Annotated in this window: 15 protein-coding genes and 1 tRNA gene; 10 read left to right on the top strand and 6 right to left on the bottom strand. The window is 65.4% G+C overall.

All coding sequences use genetic code 11. The annotated features are described in order from the left end of the window. The first annotated feature begins 35 nt into the window (after positions 1 to 35). Positions 36 to 1,139 carry a beta-ketoacyl-ACP synthase III gene (locus tag QF777_04195; protein MDP6910749.1) on the top strand — a complete coding sequence of 368 codons (1,104 nt, stop codon included), beginning with the start codon at positions 36 to 38 and terminating at the stop codon, positions 1,137 to 1,139. Positions 1,140 to 1,211: 72 nt separating this feature from the next. On the opposite strand, the gene QF777_04190 is transcribed toward QF777_04195, so the two are convergent. Continuing rightward, positions 1,212 to 2,387, bottom strand: a complete 1,176-nt coding sequence (locus tag QF777_04190) for an alcohol dehydrogenase family protein (protein ID MDP6910748.1) — start codon at positions 2,385 to 2,387, stop codon at positions 1,212 to 1,214. Next, positions 2,384 to 3,367, bottom strand: a complete 984-nt coding sequence (locus QF777_04185; protein ID MDP6910747.1) for an NAD(P)-dependent oxidoreductase — start codon at positions 3,365 to 3,367, stop codon at positions 2,384 to 2,386. The genes QF777_04190 and QF777_04185 overlap by 4 nt, the downstream gene beginning before the upstream one ends. A 240-nt stretch (positions 3,368 to 3,607) precedes the next feature. Between QF777_04185 and QF777_04180 the strand changes: the two genes are divergently transcribed. Both QF777_04180 and QF777_04175 read left to right on the top strand, forming a co-directional pair. Further along, a complete protein-coding gene (locus QF777_04180; protein MDP6910746.1) occupies positions 3,608 to 4,903 on the top strand; it encodes an O-acetylhomoserine aminocarboxypropyltransferase in 1,296 nt (431 codons plus the stop codon). Positions 4,904 to 4,958: 55 nt separating this feature from the next. Beyond that, positions 4,959 to 5,717, top strand: coding sequence for an alpha/beta hydrolase (locus QF777_04175; GenBank protein MDP6910745.1), 759 nt, complete (start codon positions 4,959 to 4,961; stop codon positions 5,715 to 5,717). Here QF777_04175 and QF777_04170 read toward each other — a convergent pair. Further along, the gene (locus tag QF777_04170) at positions 5,714 to 6,985 is read right to left on the bottom strand and encodes an acyl-CoA dehydrogenase family protein (protein MDP6910744.1); all 1,272 of its coding nucleotides are present in this window, start codon (positions 6,983 to 6,985) and stop codon (positions 5,714 to 5,716) included. The two genes, QF777_04175 and QF777_04170, sit on opposite strands and share 4 nt — an antisense overlap. Before the next feature lie 138 nt (positions 6,986 to 7,123). Between QF777_04170 and QF777_04165 the strand changes: the two genes are divergently transcribed. The 4 genes from QF777_04165 to QF777_04150 all read left to right on the top strand — a co-directional run bounded on the left by QF777_04165 (position 7,124) and on the right by QF777_04150 (position 10,407). After that, a complete protein-coding gene (locus tag QF777_04165) occupies positions 7,124 to 8,839 on the top strand; it encodes a proline--tRNA ligase (protein MDP6910743.1) in 1,716 nt (571 codons plus the stop codon). A 53-nt stretch (positions 8,840 to 8,892) separates the two neighbouring features. After that, a complete protein-coding gene (locus QF777_04160) occupies positions 8,893 to 9,273 on the top strand; it encodes a hypothetical protein (GenBank protein MDP6910742.1) in 381 nt (126 codons plus the stop codon). A 97-nt stretch (positions 9,274 to 9,370) separates the two neighbouring features. After that, positions 9,371 to 9,847: a CarD family transcriptional regulator gene (locus QF777_04155; protein ID MDP6910741.1), complete on the top strand. Its 477-nt coding sequence runs from the start codon at positions 9,371 to 9,373 to the stop codon at positions 9,845 to 9,847. Between the two features lie 95 nt (positions 9,848 to 9,942). After that, a complete protein-coding gene (locus tag QF777_04150) occupies positions 9,943 to 10,407 on the top strand; it encodes a universal stress protein (GenBank protein ID MDP6910740.1) in 465 nt (154 codons plus the stop codon). 38 nt (positions 10,408 to 10,445) lie between these two features. Here QF777_04150 and QF777_04145 read toward each other — a convergent pair whose 3' ends face one another. Next, on the bottom strand, positions 10,446 to 10,655 hold the full coding sequence (locus QF777_04145; protein MDP6910739.1) for a hypothetical protein: 210 nt from the start codon (positions 10,653 to 10,655) through the stop codon (positions 10,446 to 10,448). A 27-nt stretch (positions 10,656 to 10,682) separates the two neighbouring features. On the opposite strand from QF777_04145, the gene QF777_04140 reads away from it, so the two are divergent. Continuing rightward, entirely contained in the window at positions 10,683 to 11,225 is a 543-nt protein-coding gene (locus tag QF777_04140) for a methylated-DNA--[protein]-cysteine S-methyltransferase (protein ID MDP6910738.1), read from the top strand. A 63-nt stretch (positions 11,226 to 11,288) separates the two neighbouring features. Continuing rightward, positions 11,289 to 12,080 (top strand): crotonase/enoyl-CoA hydratase family protein, encoded by a 792-nt coding sequence (locus tag QF777_04135; protein ID MDP6910737.1) that lies wholly within the window; start codon positions 11,289 to 11,291, stop codon positions 12,078 to 12,080. Positions 12,081 to 12,131: 51 nt separating this feature from the next. Here QF777_04135 and QF777_04130 read toward each other — a convergent pair whose 3' ends face one another. Next, complete coding sequence (locus QF777_04130) at positions 12,132 to 13,712, bottom strand: AMP-binding protein (protein ID MDP6910736.1); 1,581 nt, start codon at positions 13,710 to 13,712, stop codon at positions 12,132 to 12,134. 133 nt (positions 13,713 to 13,845) lie between these two features. On the opposite strand from QF777_04130, the gene QF777_04125 reads away from it, so the two are divergent. Next, a tRNA-Pro gene (locus tag QF777_04125) sits at positions 13,846 to 13,922 on the top strand. 217 nt (positions 13,923 to 14,139) lie between these two features. On the opposite strand, the gene QF777_04120 is transcribed toward QF777_04125, so the two are convergent. Beyond that, the gene (locus QF777_04120; protein ID MDP6910735.1) at positions 14,140 to 15,321 is read right to left on the bottom strand and encodes an FAD-dependent oxidoreductase; all 1,182 of its coding nucleotides are present in this window, start codon (positions 15,319 to 15,321) and stop codon (positions 14,140 to 14,142) included. Positions 15,322 to 15,529 lie beyond the last annotated feature (208 nt).

Genomic DNA, 15,529 nt, shown 5'->3' with positions numbered 1-15,529 from the left:
GAGTCCGAACGTCCGTGCGTGGTAGGAAATTCCCCATGTCCCGACGTGCCGTGATCACCGGGTGGGGGAAATGTGTTCCCCCCGTGTCGCTCAGCAATGCCGACCTTGAGCAGCTCATGGACACCAACGACGAGTGGATCGTCGAACGCACCGGAATCCGCAACCGCCAGCTCTCCCACGTCGAGGTAACCGATATGGCCGAGCTGGCCGCCCGTCGGGCCCTGGCCTGTTCCGGTCTGGACGCCGACGAGGTCGACCTTGTCGTGGTGGCCACCTGCACCCCGGAGATCCTCTGCCCGAGCGTGGCCGCCATGGTCCAGGATCGGATCGGTGCCTCCAACTCCGCCGCCTTCGACCTGAACGCCGCCTGCTCGGGCTTCGTGTACGGCACGTCGGTGGTCGCCTCGATGATTGAATCGGGCTACGCCGACAAGGTGCTTCTGGTGGGCGCCGAGAAACTCCACTTCGCCATGGACTACCGGGACCGCGGAACGGCCATTCTGTTCGGCGACGGCGCAGGTGCCGCGGTGTTCGAGCCCTCCGAGGATGGGGCCGGGGTGCTGTCCGTCGATCTAGGGGCCGACGGCGGCAAAGGCGGCACCATGGTCATCAGGTCCATGGGATCGGCCGGAGAACCTCAGGCCACGAACGACCCAGAAATTTCCCGCCTCCACTTCGAAGGACGGGCCGTGTTCAAGATCGCCGTCCAGGGCATCTCGGCGTCGGCGACCCGCGTGCTCGAACGGGCCGGACTAACCGCCGACGACGTCGACCTGGTTGTCCCCCATCAGGCAAATGCCCGGATCATCGATTCGGCGACGCGGCGACTGGGCATCGAAGCGGGACGAGTCTTCGTCAACATCGCCGACCTGGGCAACACGGCAGCGGCATCGATCCCCATGGCCCTCTCCGATGCGCTGGATGCGGGCCGCATCTCACCTGGCGACACCGTCGTACTGACGGCCTTCGGCGGCGGGGTCACCTGGGGGTCGATAGCCCTGACGTGGGGCGACCGCACCGAACCGGTGGGCGTACACGAGGGCGAATTGCCCCCAACCAACATGACGTCGATGGACCTACTCAGGCAGAACCTGGACTTCTACGCCCCGCTCCACGCCAACGACCCACCCATCGGCTGACCCTTCCATGCGCGGGAGCCGGCCCTTGTCCTGACACCGGCTCCGATCGGACGGGTGTCCGACAACGAGACCTCAGGGGATCTCGACGACCATGGCCCCCACATGGGACTTGGCGGTGAACGCCTCCTGGGCGGCATGGAAGTCGGCGAGCGGCCACGTAGCGGCCACCACCGGGTACACCTCTCCCCGCTGGATGTAGGCGACGAGCGCTTCGAACACCGACGGTTCGTACACGGTGCAACCGAACAACTCGAGATCGTTGAGGTACAGCGTCCGAAGGTCCAGGTCCACGATGGGTCCAGCGATGGCCCCGGCAGTCGTGTATCGCCCTCCCCTGCGCACTACCTCGAGCAGGGGAGCGAAGTCGGGGCCACCTACCACGTCGGCCAGCACGTCGACCCGGCCGCTTGCCATGGTGGATCCTCCGTCGGACCCCTTGTCGACCAGACTGGCTGCCGCTTGAACCACCGCTGCGGCCAGATCATCAGTGGCCCGATCCACACAGGCATCGGCCCCCATGGCATAGACGGCGGCGAACTTGGCGGCGCTGGTCACGGCCACCACCCGGGCGCCCCGCAGCCTGGCCAGCTGCACCAGCGCCGATCCCACCCCGCCGGACGCCCCGGTTACCACCACCGTGTCGGACAGACCCACCGCCGGGCGGGAGAGCATGTGTTCCGCGGTTGCCCACGAACAAGGGAACGACGCCAACTCGGCGTCAGTGAGGTCGAGCGGGGGTCCGTCGGCCGGATCGATCGGATAGACGTTTCGGACCGGAATGACGCAGTACTGGGCGTAACCGCCATCCCGTTCAGATCCGAGGTAACCGGCCTTCGAGCGGTCCGACGGGTCGTCGGGGTCACGAATCCAGCCGTCGGCTAATACCCGTCGTCCGATCAGCTCAGCGTCGACCGTCGCCCCCACGGCCACCACCTCACCGCACGGATCGGCCCCCTGAATGAGCGGGAAAGCAAGGCCGCTGCCTCCCCACGCGGCGTCGTCGGCCACTTCTCCCACCGAATCGACGGCGGTGAACCCCTCGGTGGCCGTCGCCCCGGTCACTGCCTTGGAATACCAACCCACCCGCGTGTTCACGTCGGTGTTGTTCATGGCGCACGCCCGCACCCGCACAAGCACCTCGTCGTCGGCCGGGACCGGGACAGGTACGTCGTGGCGTAGAACGAGCATCTCCGGCCCACCGTTGCCCACCAACTGGAGGGCAGTCATGACCTCGGGAATCGTGCTCATCGAGGCGGCACCACCTCGTAGCCGGGTTCCTCTGGCTCGTCATCGACGATCTCGGCCGGGAAGCCGGACGTCCGCACGTCCAGACCGGTGGCCTCCTCGAGTCGCCGGATGATGTTGGGTGAGAACTCCCGATCGCCGTAGCGGGCCCGACCGTCCTCGAAGACCTCGACCAGCAACGGTGAGAGTTCCAACGGCACGTCGAGCCTGCGGGACAAAGCATCGAACAGGCCGACGTCCTTGGCCACCAGGTCCATGGTGAAGTTGATGTCCCGGCTGCCGTTCAAAATGACCTGACCCTCGGTCTCGTGCACAAACGAGTTGCCCGAAGAGATCCGGATGGCCTCGTACGAGGTGTTGAGGTCCATGCCAGCGGCCGATGCGGTCACTAGCGCCTCACTGACTGACAGGAGGTTGGCCGACGCCAGGTAGTTGGTCACCACCTTCAGTATCGACGCCGAGCCCAACGGACCGGTGTGCAAGATCCGCCGCCCCATGGTGGTCAACACGGGCAGGATCCGCTCGAAGGTCTCCCGTTCACACCCCGCAAAGATGGCGATGTTCCCGGTGGCCGCCCGGTGGCAGCCCCCCGAGACCGGACAGTCCACCGGTTCGGCCCCCGCCTCAACCACCAGGGCACCAATACGTCGAACCTCGGACTCGTCGGTCGTGCTCATCTCCAGCCAGATCCGCGACCCGCCGGCATCAGCCCCCGCTTCAGCCACGGCGCGCAGCCCGGCGAGGACCCCGTCATCGGCTTCCATGACCGCCGAGCAGGCCGCGGGCGATGGGAGACACGTGATCACCACATCACAAGCCTCAGCCATCTCCCTCGGCGAGTCAGCCCACGAGGCACCGCCATCGACAAACGGGCGGGCCACCTCGGGGTCGAGATCACGAACGGTGAGGTCGTAGCCGTTTCGGAGGAGGCTGCCAGCCAACTTGCCGCCGGCGTTGCCCAATCCGATAAATCCGATGCGCATGACCGCGCACTCTAGACACGGCACACCAACGGGGTAGCCGACCCTCGTCGTGTCCTGCCCTCAGGTCATGTTCGCCCGGATCCGCCAGGACACGGGCGCCGTGGTGCTCAGCGTGCGGGACACCGCGCCCCGGTTCCACACCGACGAGGCCCTTGACCGACTGGCCCAGTGGGTCTCGCACTGAACGGGCATAGTCGGACCAGCACCATCGTGTCGCTCCGACTGGCCTAGGTTCCACCCATGGTCGAACCTGATCACCACCGATTCGACACACGTGCCCTGCACGCCGGACAACGTCCCGACCCTGTCACCGGCTCGCGGGCTGTGCCCATTCACCAGACCACCTCGTACGTGTTCGACTCGGTCGACCACGCAGCGGGCTTGTTCAACCTGGAGGTCAGTGGCCACCTCTACTCACGGATCTCCAACCCAACCGTTGCCGTGCTTGAGGAGCGGATCGCCTCACTGGAAGGCGGAGTGGGCGCCGTGTGCACGTCCAGCGGGCAGGCGGCCCTGCATCTGGCCATGGCCACCATCCTGAACGCTGGTGACCACGTGGTAGCCAGCCGGAATATCTACGGCGGAAGCCACAACATGTTGAACCTGACCATGCCCCGGTTCGGGATCACCACGACCTTCGTCGATCCCCGTGACCCCGGAGCCTTCGATGCGGCCATCCGCCCAGAGACCCGCCTGGTGTTCGCCGAGACCCTCGGCAACCCAGGCATCGAGGTACTCGACGTAACCGCGGTGGCCGAGGTCGCCCACTCCCACGGCCTGCCGTTGGCCGTCGACTCGACGTTCGCCACGCCATACCTGATGCGCCCCATCGACCACGGAGCCGACATCGTCATCCACTCGGTGACAAAGTTTCTGGGCGGACACGGCGTGGCGATCGGTGGCGTAGTGGTGGACGGTGGACGCTTCGACTGGGCGTCCACCGGGAAGTTCCCCACGCTGTCGGAGCCCTACGAGGGCTACCACGGCATCACCTTCACCGAGGAGTTCGGCACCACCGCCCTCTCTATGCGCGCCCGAGCCGAGGGGTTGCGCGATTTCGGCGGCTGCATGAGCCCGGCCAACGCCTTCTACCTGCTGCAGGGTGTCGAGACCCTCCCAGTGCGCATGGCCCGCCACGTCGACAACACCCACCGGGTGATCGAGATGCTGGACGCCCATGACGCCGTGTCGTGGATCAGCCATCCGGCGCATCCCAGCCACCCCGACCACGAACTAGCCGCCCGGCTCTACCCGAAGGGCGCTGGTGCCATCCTGAGCTTCGGCGTGCACGGGGGACGAGAGGCCGGACGCCGCTTCATCGAAGCCGTCGAACTGGCTTCGCACCTGGCCAACGTGGGCGATGCCAAGACACTGGTCATCCATCCCGGGTCGACCACCCACCAGCAGATGAGCGCCGAGGACCTCGCATCCGCCGGAATAGGCGAGGAACTCATCCGCCTCTCTGTCGGACTCGAGGACCCCGACGACATCTGTGCCGACCTGTCGCGGGCCCTACGCGCCTCTCAGAAGGCGTAATCGACCGATGAGAATCCAGGTAGCAGGCCAATCGGTGCACGCGGCGACTGGCGCAATGGCCATCAATCGACCGGAGGTGGCCGATGCCCCGCTCGTCGTCCTGATCCACGGGGCCGGCATGGACCGAACCGTCTGGTCGCACCAGACCCGTTGGTTGGCCCACCACGACACCCGGGCGGTGGCTGTCGACCTGCCGGGACACGGCTACTCCGACGGGCCGGCGCTGGGGTCGATAGCCGGACTGGCTGCCTGGGTGGGCGACCTGTCCGAGGCCCTCGGCGGGCCACTGCACGTAATCGGCCACTCCATGGGTGCGTTCATCGGTCTCGAAGCGGCTGCCACCCTCGGTGACAAGATCGCCTCGCTGGTCGTGATGGGACTCGGAGCAGCCATGCCCGTGCATCCCGCCCTGCAAACCGCCGCCGACGACGACGATCCCTTGGCCGCCGACCTCATGGCCGGCTGGATGCACGGACCCGACCAGAAGTTCGGCACCAACCCCACCCCGGGAATGTCGATGACGGGAACCAGTCGGGCTGTCATCGAGACCTCGCCCGACGGGGTGCTGGCCGGCGACCTGGCGCTGTGCGGGGCGTACGACGGCGCTGTGGATGCGGGAGCCGCGATCACCTGCCCGACCACGGTGGTACTGGGCACGCTCGACCGGATGACCCCACGCCGGGGCGCCCAACCGCTGGTCGACGCGCTTGGTCACGCCACACTGGTCGAACTGGCCACCTCGGGACACGCCCCGATGATGGAGGATCCGGACGCCGTCCGGTCAGCCCTTCTGGCCCACCTGTTTCCGAACTAGTTCTGGAGGAGGTCCCGGAACGGCGTTCCCTTGTCCGGGCCCGGCTCCTTGGGAAGGCCGAGCACCCGCTCGCCGATGATGTTTCGCTGTACCTGATCGGTGCCGCCGTAGATAGCCGGCGCCGGGCTGAACACCGTGACCTCCTGGACCACCCCGCCGGTGGTGCAGTTAGCCGGGGCCAGCATCCCGTCGGCTCCGATAATCAGGTTGCCCACGTCGCGGCTACGTCGAACCAGTTCACTCATGGCCAACTTGGCCAGGTTGCCTTCGGCCCCGGTGCGGCTACCGCCGGCCTTGGCCCTCTGCATGTTGAGTCGGTTCACCTCGCCAAGGATGTGCAGTTGCACGATCTCCTGACGCACGATCGGGTCATCAGCGTTGCCCACTGCACGGGCCAGGTCGATCATGGCCGATGTGCCCATGCCACGACCGCCCTCACCGTCCGGACCCCGGTTGACCCGCTCGGTGTAATCACCGGCGCGCGCCTGAAGCCGGCCGGCCGTCGGACCCGGAGGCACCGACACCGGCTGCTTTCCGCCGCCGCCGAGGCTGGCCCGCTCAAAGGCCAGCGTGGTGTTGGCCACCGCCCAGCCGACGCCTAGGCCGCCAATGACGGCGTCGTGGGGAACCCGGGCTTCGTCGAGGAACACCTCGTTGAACAATGCCTGCCCGGTCATCTCCCGGAGCGGTCGAACTTCGATGCCCGGTTGGTCCATGTCGATGCCGAAGTAGGTGATGCCTTGGTGCTTGGGAGCCTCGGGATCGGTCCGGGCAATGAGCATCCCCTTCTGGGCCGTGTGACCGCCTGACGTCCAGACCTTCTGACCGGTGATGATCCACTCGTCACCATCGCGGATGGCTTTGCACTGCAGGCCGGCAAGGTCCGATCCGGCGCCCGGCTCGGAGAACAGCTGACACCAGGCATCAGTCCCCTCAAGGATGGGCGGCACCCAGCGATCAATCTGTTCGGGGGTGCCGTGCACACCAATGGTCGGTGCAGCCAGCATCAGGCCCAACCCCATTGGCGGACCAACCACATTGGCCTCCGCCAGTCCGGTCGACACCGCCGCGGCGAGGTCCCGGCCGTAGCCACGGCCACCAGCCTCGGGGGGCAAGGCCGGCGACGTCCACCGGGCGCCAGCCAGACGGGCCCACCACTCCTCGACAGTCAGGTCAGGATCCCAGTTCTCTGAAAGCCAGGCATCAAGTTCGGCGCGGACCTCGTCAGGAGTCCCGGTCGCTGCCACGGAGGTAACGGTGTCGGTCATGGATCGAGTCTGACACGGGCCCGCCAACCGCTTCCTACCCGGCCGGACTAGCGCCGTTTGGCTACCGTCGCCCCCGATGGGAGGCGGTAAGATCTGCCTTCGCCCCGAACGGCCCGACAGCCGGAGAGGAGACGGCCGGTGCGCTGGTCATCCCTTTTCATTCCCACCCTGCGCGACGCCCCGGCCGAGGCCGAGGCGGTGAGCCATCGCCTGCTCGCCCGCGGCGGCTTCATGCGCCAACTCCAGTCCGGCCACTACTCAATGCTGCCACTGGGCTGGCGGGTCCACCAGAAGGTGGCCGCGGTCATTCGCCAAGAGATGGACGGCATCGGCGCCCAGGAGTTCCTGCTGCCGGCCATGCACCCCGCCTCTGTCTGGCAGGCCTCGGGCCGTTGGGAGTCGATGGGCGACGAGATGTTCCGCCTGACGGACCGAAAGGGTGCCGACCTGGCCCTCGGCATGACGCATGAAGAAGTGTTCGCCACCATCTCCCAAGAGCTCAACTCCTACCGGGAACTACCGCAGCTCTGGTACCAGATCCAGTGGAAGTTCCGGGATGAACCCCGACCCAAGTCCGGGCTACTGCGGGTACGCGAGTTCGCCATGAAGGACTCGTACTCGTTCGACCTCGACGACGACGGCCTCGACCGATCCTTCGACCTCCATCACGACGCCTACCAGCGGATCTTCCGGCGCCTCGACCTAGATACCCGTCCAGTGGAGGCCTCGTCGGGCGCTATGGGCGGCAGCGCCTCGATCGAATTCATGGTCGAGTCCGACGCCGGCGAGGACGACGTGGCGATCTGTGATGGATGTGGATACGCCGCCAACGTGGAGCGGGCCACTGCGGCGCTCGAACCGGTGGAGAACCGCTCGTCCAGCGACGCACCGCAGAGCTTTCCGACGCCTGGAGTGCGGACCATCGCAGCACTCGCCGAACTCGACCATCCGGCGGTCCATCAGATCAAGACGCTCGTCTACAAGGTCGATGGAGTGCTCACGTTGGTCCTGCTGCGGGGCGACCATCCGTTCCTGCAGCAGAAATTCACCGATGCCACCGGAGCCACCGAAGTGGTGCCTGCCGACGCAGACGAGATCAAGGCAGCCCTCGGCGCGTCACCGGGCAGCCTCGGCGCGGTCGGCGTGACCGAACTGCCCATCTATGCCGACGAGGCACTTCGTGGCCGGTCCGGTATGACCACCGGGGCCAACGTCGACGACCAGCACCTCGAAGGTGTCGACGTCGAACGCGACATCGCCGTTGACCACTGGCTAGACATTCGCTGCATCCTCGACGGCGAAGCTTGCACCACCTGCGGCAATGCCCTGCGGGTTGTCCGGTGCATCGAGGCCGGCCACATCTTCAAGCTGGGTCGCAAATACGCGGATGCGATGGGGGTCACCGTCCTGGACGTCGAAGGCGTCAACCGAGTGCCGACCATGGGGTCCTACGGCATTGGCGTGGGCCGGGCCATGGCCACCGTCGCCGAGACCCACCATGACGAACACGGCCTGATATGGCCCATGTCGATCGCCCCGTACGAGGTGGTCCTGACCGTGGTAAAGGTCGACCACGAGGAATCGATGGCCGTCGCCGAACGCCTCTACGGAGAACTCCAGGCCGCCGGCGTCGACGTTCTACTCGACGACCGAGACGGTCGTCCGGGCGTGAAGTTCGCCGATGCCGAACTGGTCGGCATCCCACTGCGGATCACCATCGGGCCCCGCGGCCTGGACAACGGACAACTGGAATACACCAGCCGGGCCGACGGCGAGAAGGTCGACGTGCCCATCGACGAAGTGGTGGCCCGAGTGGTCGACGCTGTCGTCACCGGGCGGTCGGCGGGCCGCTAGCGTTGCCGCCACCTGCCCACTGAAACCAGCCACCTGAGACTCCCGGGAATCCCATGGCCAAAACCATTGATCGCACGCTGCCCATAAAGCGCTACAAGAAAGTCATCGCAACCGTCGACCTTCCCGGCGTCCCCGAGGGCACAGCCGGCAAGGTCCGGGTGGCCAATGGCGTGACCTGGTATCGCTACTGGGTCGACTTTGATAACGGCGTTCGGCTCGGACAGGTCGGCCACCAACAGGTCTGCCTGGCCACCGACTGGGACGCATACCGGATCGACCGGGCCGAAGCAGAACGACGTGCCGCCGAGGCTCCAGAGGAATCCGCCGACGACGGCGAGGGCGACAGTGGCAGCGGAGCGGCCGGCAACCAGTTCGGTGTGCCCGAGCACCTGCTCGAACGAAGCAAGGCGGCCCGCGAGCGTCTCGGAGCCTGATCGGTCCGACCCCTCGAGCCAACTCATTCCCAGCTCGTCCACCGTCTCACGGCGGTATCCTGAATGCTCCCCCCCAGCAGCCCCGGAGGCCCCCTCGATGTTCAAGCCCGGCGACAAGGTCGTCTATCCGCACCACGGTGCTGCGGTCATCGTCAAGAAGGAAAAGAAGAAGGCCTTCGGCGAGAACACCGAGTACCTGGTGCTCGAGATGGCTCACGGCGAACTGACGCTGTCGGTTCCGGTCGACAAGGCCGAAGACGTCGGCATGCGCTGGCCGATCGACAAGGACGACGTGGAGGACCTGTTCGAGGTGCTCCAGAAGCGGGACATCCGCGAGCCGGCCAACTGGTCGCGACGGTTTAAGAACCATCAGGAAAAGCTCAAGAGCGGTGACGTCTACCAGGTCGCCGAAGTGGTCCGAAACCTCGCCTTGCGCGACCAGGCCAAGGGCCTGTCGGCCGGTGAAAAGACCCTCTACACCAAGGCCCTCAGTGTGCTGGTGTCCGAACTGGCCTTCGCGTTGAACACGCCGGAAGAAAAGGCCATAGCCAAGGTCGAAGAAGCCCTCTCCTGAGCTAGCACCCGGCCCACCAATGCCCGGGACCCCGACCGTTTTCCTGTCCTACACTTGCGGATAGGTAGTCGGGGACCAAGACGGAGGCATACCTGATGGGTGACGGGTCCGACCGGCGCATCGTCGTCGGCATCGAAGGTTCGGGGTACGCCCGCGAGGCGTTGATCTGGGCTATTGAAGAAGCCCACCATCGAGGCGCCATGGTAGAAGTGGTGACGTGCTTCTCCCCCACCTACGTACCCGCCGCCCCCGATCTGGGGTACGTCCCGCTGGATTCGTTCGACCTGGCGACCGAAGTCGACAAGATGCAGGGCGAGGTCATCGAATCCGCCCTTGAGGCCTCGAAATACGGAGATGAGGTTGAGATTCGGCGCACCCTGAAGAAGGGCCGGCCTGCCGACACCCTCATGGCCTCGGCCGAAGGTGCGTCCATGCTGGTGGTCGGCAACCGGGGACGAGGCGGATTCGCCGGACTCCGCCTGGGCTCGGTCAGCCAAGCCATCGCCCACCACAGTCCGTGTCCGCTAGTCATCGTCCGATCAGGCCTTGACACCGACTGACCGGGTTGCCCACTCAGTCGGGTGACTCAACCGGCCACTCAACCAGTTAGCGCGGCAAGCATTCGCGGCGCCCGGGCCTCAGCGAACACCTGCACCAGGTCGACAGGTGGGGCACCCGAATAGCGTCGCTTCTCCATCTCCTCTGATACCAGCCGAATCACCATGCCGCCAGACGCGCTGGTCCCGTCGCTTTTCAGCCAGTAGCGAGATGCACGCAACAGGGTTGTACGCGAGAGTGGGTAGTTCACACCCACGACCCTCGAAGGGGGACTTGCATGATCGGCACCGAGGAGGACTTCGACGAGCAACCCGTCGACAAGATCGCGAAGGTTGCCGGACCAGTCGGAGGCCTCTGGATCGCATGGAACGACCACGGCATCTCGGGGGCGAGTTTCGCGAACACCACCACCTTCGCCCGGTTCCGTGAGGAGCACCATGACCGCACCGGCCGTGGAGCTGCACGCGCTGAGACCATGCCGGACGACTTGTTCGACGCCATCGAATACTCCTTCACTACCGGCGACCGCAGCGACCTGACCTTCGACCTTCGTGGTGCCACGCCCTTCCAGATGTCGGTCTGGGAGGCCTGCTTGGCAATCCCGGCGGGAACCACCCACACCTATGCGGATCTGGCCCGGGCGATCCATCGCCCTAGGGCAGTCCGAGCCGTGGGAACAGCACTGGGCGCCAACCCCATCCCGGTTCTGATCCCGTGCCACCGAGTGCTTCGCACCGACGGCAGCCTCGGCGGCTACGCGTTCGGCCTGCCCATCAAGGAACGCCTGCTGGAGCGCGAGGCGGTGCGGGCCGCCGCCTGATCCGTCGGGGACCCTCCCGGTCGTCCAGACTTCGGGTCAAACGCACGACACGGAGGACCCACCATGACCGAACTCGATCCCGCCGAAGGCGGAGTCACCACCGAGGTACGTGGTCGGATCCTGCTCATCGGGCTGGACCGACCAGCCAAGATGAACGGCTATACGCCACAGATGGCCCGTCAGTTGGTCGACGCCTTCGAGCGTCTCGACACTGACGACGACCTGTGGTGCGGGGTGCTGTTCGGCCACGGCGCCCACTTCACGGCAGGGCTGGACCTCCCGAAGTTCCACGGCGGCATGAAGGAAGGGCGACGATCGACTAGTGGCCGCATTGACCCGATGTCGCTCGGGCGTCGATGCTGCAAACCGATCGTCACCGCGGTGCAGGGCGTGACGTTCACCCTGGGGATCGAACTGATGCTGGCCGGCGACATCGTTGTGGCCGCCGATGACTGCCGATTCTCCCAACTCGAACCGATGCGGGGCATCCATGCTGCGGGCGGCGCCACCATGCGCTTCGTCGACCGAGGCGGATGGGGTAACGCCATGTACCACCTACTCACCTCTGACGAGTTCGACGCGGCCGAGGCCTACCGGATCGGTCTCGTCCAGGAGGTCGTAGCGACCGGCACCCAGTTGGACCGGGCCATCGAGATCGCCGAGGTGATCTGCACTAACGCCCCGTTGGCCATCCAGGCCACCAAGGCCTCGTCCGCCCGCTACGTCCGCGAGGGCGAAGAGGCGTGCATCGAGGCACTGGGGGTCACCCAGTCCGGGTTGGCAGCCACCGAGGATGCCGCCGAGGGTGTGGCGGCCTTCCGGGATCGTCGTAAGGGCCGGTTCACCGGCCGGTAAATCGTGCGGCCCACCCGCCTGGGACCAGAAGCCCCTCCCGGGCTGGGGCCCCTACGGCCAAGGAATTTCAGCCATGGCTTCCTTTAGTTCGTACTTCAGGATCTTCATGGTGGCGTTGCGGGGCAGCGGGCCGTCGTACACCACCAGTTGTTCAGGCACCTTCTGGCGCATGAGGCCGGCGTCGGCGCACGCCTCGGCCATTTGGTCGAGGGTCAGTGGTTCAGAGTCCTCCGCTGTCTCGACAACCGCACAGACCCGTTCACCACGCTCAGTGTCGGGAAGGCCGATGACGGCCACGGCACCGACGGCCGGGTGGGTGTAGAGGACGTCCTCGATCTCCTTGGCGGCGATGTTCTCGCCCTTGCGGATGATCACGTCCTTCAATCGACCGGTGAGGGTGACGTGGCCGTCATCACGCATGACGGCTAGGTCGCCGCTGCGGAACCGTCCCAGATCGTCGAAGGCATCCGCGTTCAGAGAGGGGTCCCGGTAGCCCTTGAAGAGCTGTGGGCCCGAGATCCGGACCTCGCCCTCCTCTCCACGGTCGCATTCGCTTCCATCGGGTCGACAGATGGCTACTTGCGCGGCATGCACTGGATGACCTTCGGTGTGGGCGAGTTGGTCGTCAGAATCAGCGGGCGATCCCTGGCAGATCATCGGGCTTTCGGTCATGCCGTAGCCGTGGGCCACCGGGATGCCCATCTCGGCCTGCACTTCGAAGAAAATCTCGGGAGGTTTGGGAGCTCCGCCTCCCGAGAGGAGGCGAAGTGTCGGGATGATCGGCTCGTCGGGCTGCTGGCGCTGGACCCCGAGGAACATCGTGTAGAAGACAGTGCTGCCACCAGCCATCGTCACTCTGTGGCGGCGGTAGGCGTCTACCACCGCACCTAGGTCGAACTTCTCGACAAGCACGGCCGGGAAGCCGCTGGCCAGGAGACAGACCAGGTAGTCGGGGCCACCAATGTGGGCGTACGGGAAGGCAATCGACCCGACGTCGGTGGGCTGCATGTCCAATGCCCGAGCTAGACCTACGCCTCCGGCCATGAGGCTGGCATCGGTATGCAGCACGCCTTTGGGATCCGAAGTGGTGCCTGACGTGTAATAGGTCCACCGGATGGGCGGCTCTCCGTCGGCCAGTGTCGCCGGGACCGGTGGGAGTTCAGCCGGGTCTCCTTCGGGCAGGGTGTCGTAGGTGTCCAGCACGGTCGGCGGCGAGTCGAGGTCAGCGGTAACCCGCTCGACCATGGCCCGGTAGTCGAAGCCATTCCACTCCCCCGGTGTGAGTACTACCTCGGCGGCTGTCTGACGGATGCAGAAGCCGACCTCGCGGTCCCGGTAGATGTGAATGATCGGGTTTTGGACGGCACCGAGGCGCGACAGGGCAAGGGACACCACGATGGTCTCGATACGGGTGGGCAGCACCCATGTCACGGGGGTGCCTTCGCCGATACCCATGGCGGCGAATCCGGCGGCCGTGCGTTCAGCCCACGCCCTGGCCTCGGCAAAGGTCACCGTTCGCTCCGGTGTCTCATCCCCGCCAGGGTCGATCAGGAATGCCCGATCCGGACTGTCGGCCACCCGCCGCTCGACCAGCTCCCAGAACGTCCGGGCGTCGTAGATCGGTTCACTCATGTTGCTCGGGGCCTCCGTGATCGTGGCGTCGTCCGATCAAGAGGATCGCGCACCAGTCCGGTGTCGTCACCTTCGGACAGTCCTGGTCGACCCCGAGGGCAACCGCAACCCACTCGTACACTGGCTGCCGATCCGGGATGTGGCGCAGCCAGGTAGCGCACCTGCTTTGGGAGCAGGGGGTCGGGAGTTCAAATCTCCCCATCCCGACCAGCAAATCGTTTGGTGACCTGCGGAAACGCAGGTCACCTGCGGTTTTGGGTTTGCCCGAAACGCTGCTGGTAGCCATTCTGGTAGCCAAGCTGTGTTTTCACGGATCAATGCCTCTGCGGCACTATTGATTGTAGATCCGGTATCGAGGCCAGGTTTGGCGTGGGTGTACAGCCAGACCGCCGAGGCATTGCTGTCCGCTCTTCGACTCCCGAGAGCCTCAGAAGCCTGTGGAGTCCACAACCAGTTGCTCGTTGTCGAAGCGGCGGGATCGCAGAGCAGCGATATCTAAGACTGAGGTGGATCCCTCTCGGATCAGGTCAGCGACGATCTGGGCTACGACAGGTGCGTGCATGAGGCCGGTGCCCGAAAACCCTGCAGCGGTAACGAGGCCGGGCGTCGACTGCTCGAGGACTGGGAGATAGTCGACGGTTCCCGGGTAAAGGCCAGCCCACCCTCTCAGGACTGGAGAGTCAGGACGGCTGAGATGAAATGACTGGGATGCCTGTTCGCGGACGGTGGTTGACCATCGTTCAGACAAGGCTGGGTCATAGTCGTCGGGGTCGTCGGGGTCGTCATGGCCGAGGAAACCGCCAACGAGTGCTCGACCCGAGCCGTCAGGACGCATGTGCACCTGATGGTCAGTGTCGATGAGCCACGGGATGCCTTCGGGAACACGGGCTGTCTGTTCCAGGATCAGGAGTTCGTGGCGACGCGAGACAAACGGGATCTCAAGCCCGGCGAGTGCGGAGATCACCCCGGCGTGTGGCCCAGCAGCATTGACGACGGTTCCGCTGGTAAACGAACCTTCCGAGGTATGGACCCCTGTGACCTTGTCTCCGTCACGAAGGATCCCTTCGACCCGGGTGCGCAACTCAAGGTGAGCTCCGCCGGCTTGGATGGTTTGGGCGAATCCCTTGATCACTCGATGCTGGTCGAGGTAGCCGCCGGTTTTGCAGTAGTTGCCAGCCGTGAAATCCATGGAGTCCAGCGTTGGCCAGCGCTGGCTGATCTCTCCCTTGCTTAGGACGTCGCAGTGGACTCCCAGCGACTCGAGTAGGCCGGCTTGGGTTGTCAAACCTCCGGTGTCCTCCGTGGAGAGGAAGAGGTGGCCGGTTTCTTGGTAGTGGGGGTCGATGCCGAACTGTTCCTCGAAGTTGAGCCAAGTCGGCAGGCTGAGTTGGGTCAACCGGACGTTCATTTCGGATCCGTGGGCGAGGCGGATTCCTCCACCGGTTCTGGTCGATTGGCCTATCCCTGGTTCGGACTGTTCAACAATCCGAACGCTGTTTCCCGCAAGCAGGAGGGCGTGAGCGGCGGCAAGCCCGACGATGCCTGCCCCGATGACTATGACGTCACTTGTGTTCGTGTTGATCCTCGGAACACTAGGCAGGGAGATCAATGGTCTTGCCTGTGATGGTGGGGTCGTGGTCAACCCCCACCCCCCCTGTGGGCGGGGGGTTCAGAAGAAACGCCACCCACGATCCGACATCGAAAAATTAGGTGTGGTATAATTGGGGTCGTCGACATCATTTCGGCCGCCTTAGGGCGGTCTTTCTGCTTTTTCAGCCCAAAACGGTGTCCAATCCAACCGTATGCGGCACCGTCGA

Source organism: Acidimicrobiales bacterium (assembly GCA_030747595.1).
In the GTDB taxonomy this organism is placed as follows: Bacteria; Actinomycetota; Acidimicrobiia; order Acidimicrobiales; family MedAcidi-G1; genus UBA9410.
The sequence above is the reverse complement of the archived record's forward strand: the minus strand, read 5'-3'. Positions and strand labels throughout refer to the sequence as shown.

Bases quoted from the DNA above. Each gene is read 5' to 3' on its own strand.
- QF777_04195 (MDP6910749.1), top strand. From the start codon at position 36: ATGTCCCGACGTGCCGTGATCACCGGGTGGGGGAAATGTGTTCCCCCC.
- QF777_04190 (MDP6910748.1), bottom strand. From the start codon at position 2,387: ATGAGCACGATTCCCGAGGTCATGACTGCCCTCCAGTTGGTGGGCAAC.
- QF777_04185 (MDP6910747.1), bottom strand. From the start codon at position 3,367: ATGCGCATCGGATTTATCGGATTGGGCAACGCCGGCGGCAAGTTGGCT.
- QF777_04180 (MDP6910746.1), top strand. From the start codon at position 3,608: ATGGTCGAACCTGATCACCACCGATTCGACACACGTGCCCTGCACGCC.
- QF777_04175 (MDP6910745.1), top strand. From the start codon at position 4,959: ATGGCCATCAATCGACCGGAGGTGGCCGATGCCCCGCTCGTCGTCCTG.
- QF777_04170 (MDP6910744.1), bottom strand. From the start codon at position 6,985: ATGACCGACACCGTTACCTCCGTGGCAGCGACCGGGACTCCTGACGAG.
- QF777_04160 (MDP6910742.1), top strand. From the start codon at position 8,893: ATGGCCAAAACCATTGATCGCACGCTGCCCATAAAGCGCTACAAGAAA.
- QF777_04155 (MDP6910741.1), top strand. From the start codon at position 9,371: ATGTTCAAGCCCGGCGACAAGGTCGTCTATCCGCACCACGGTGCTGCG.
- QF777_04150 (MDP6910740.1), top strand. From the start codon at position 9,943: ATGGGTGACGGGTCCGACCGGCGCATCGTCGTCGGCATCGAAGGTTCG.
- QF777_04140 (MDP6910738.1), top strand. From the start codon at position 10,683: ATGATCGGCACCGAGGAGGACTTCGACGAGCAACCCGTCGACAAGATC.
- QF777_04135 (MDP6910737.1), top strand. From the start codon at position 11,289: ATGACCGAACTCGATCCCGCCGAAGGCGGAGTCACCACCGAGGTACGT.
- QF777_04130 (MDP6910736.1), bottom strand. From the start codon at position 13,712: ATGAGTGAACCGATCTACGACGCCCGGACGTTCTGGGAGCTGGTCGAG.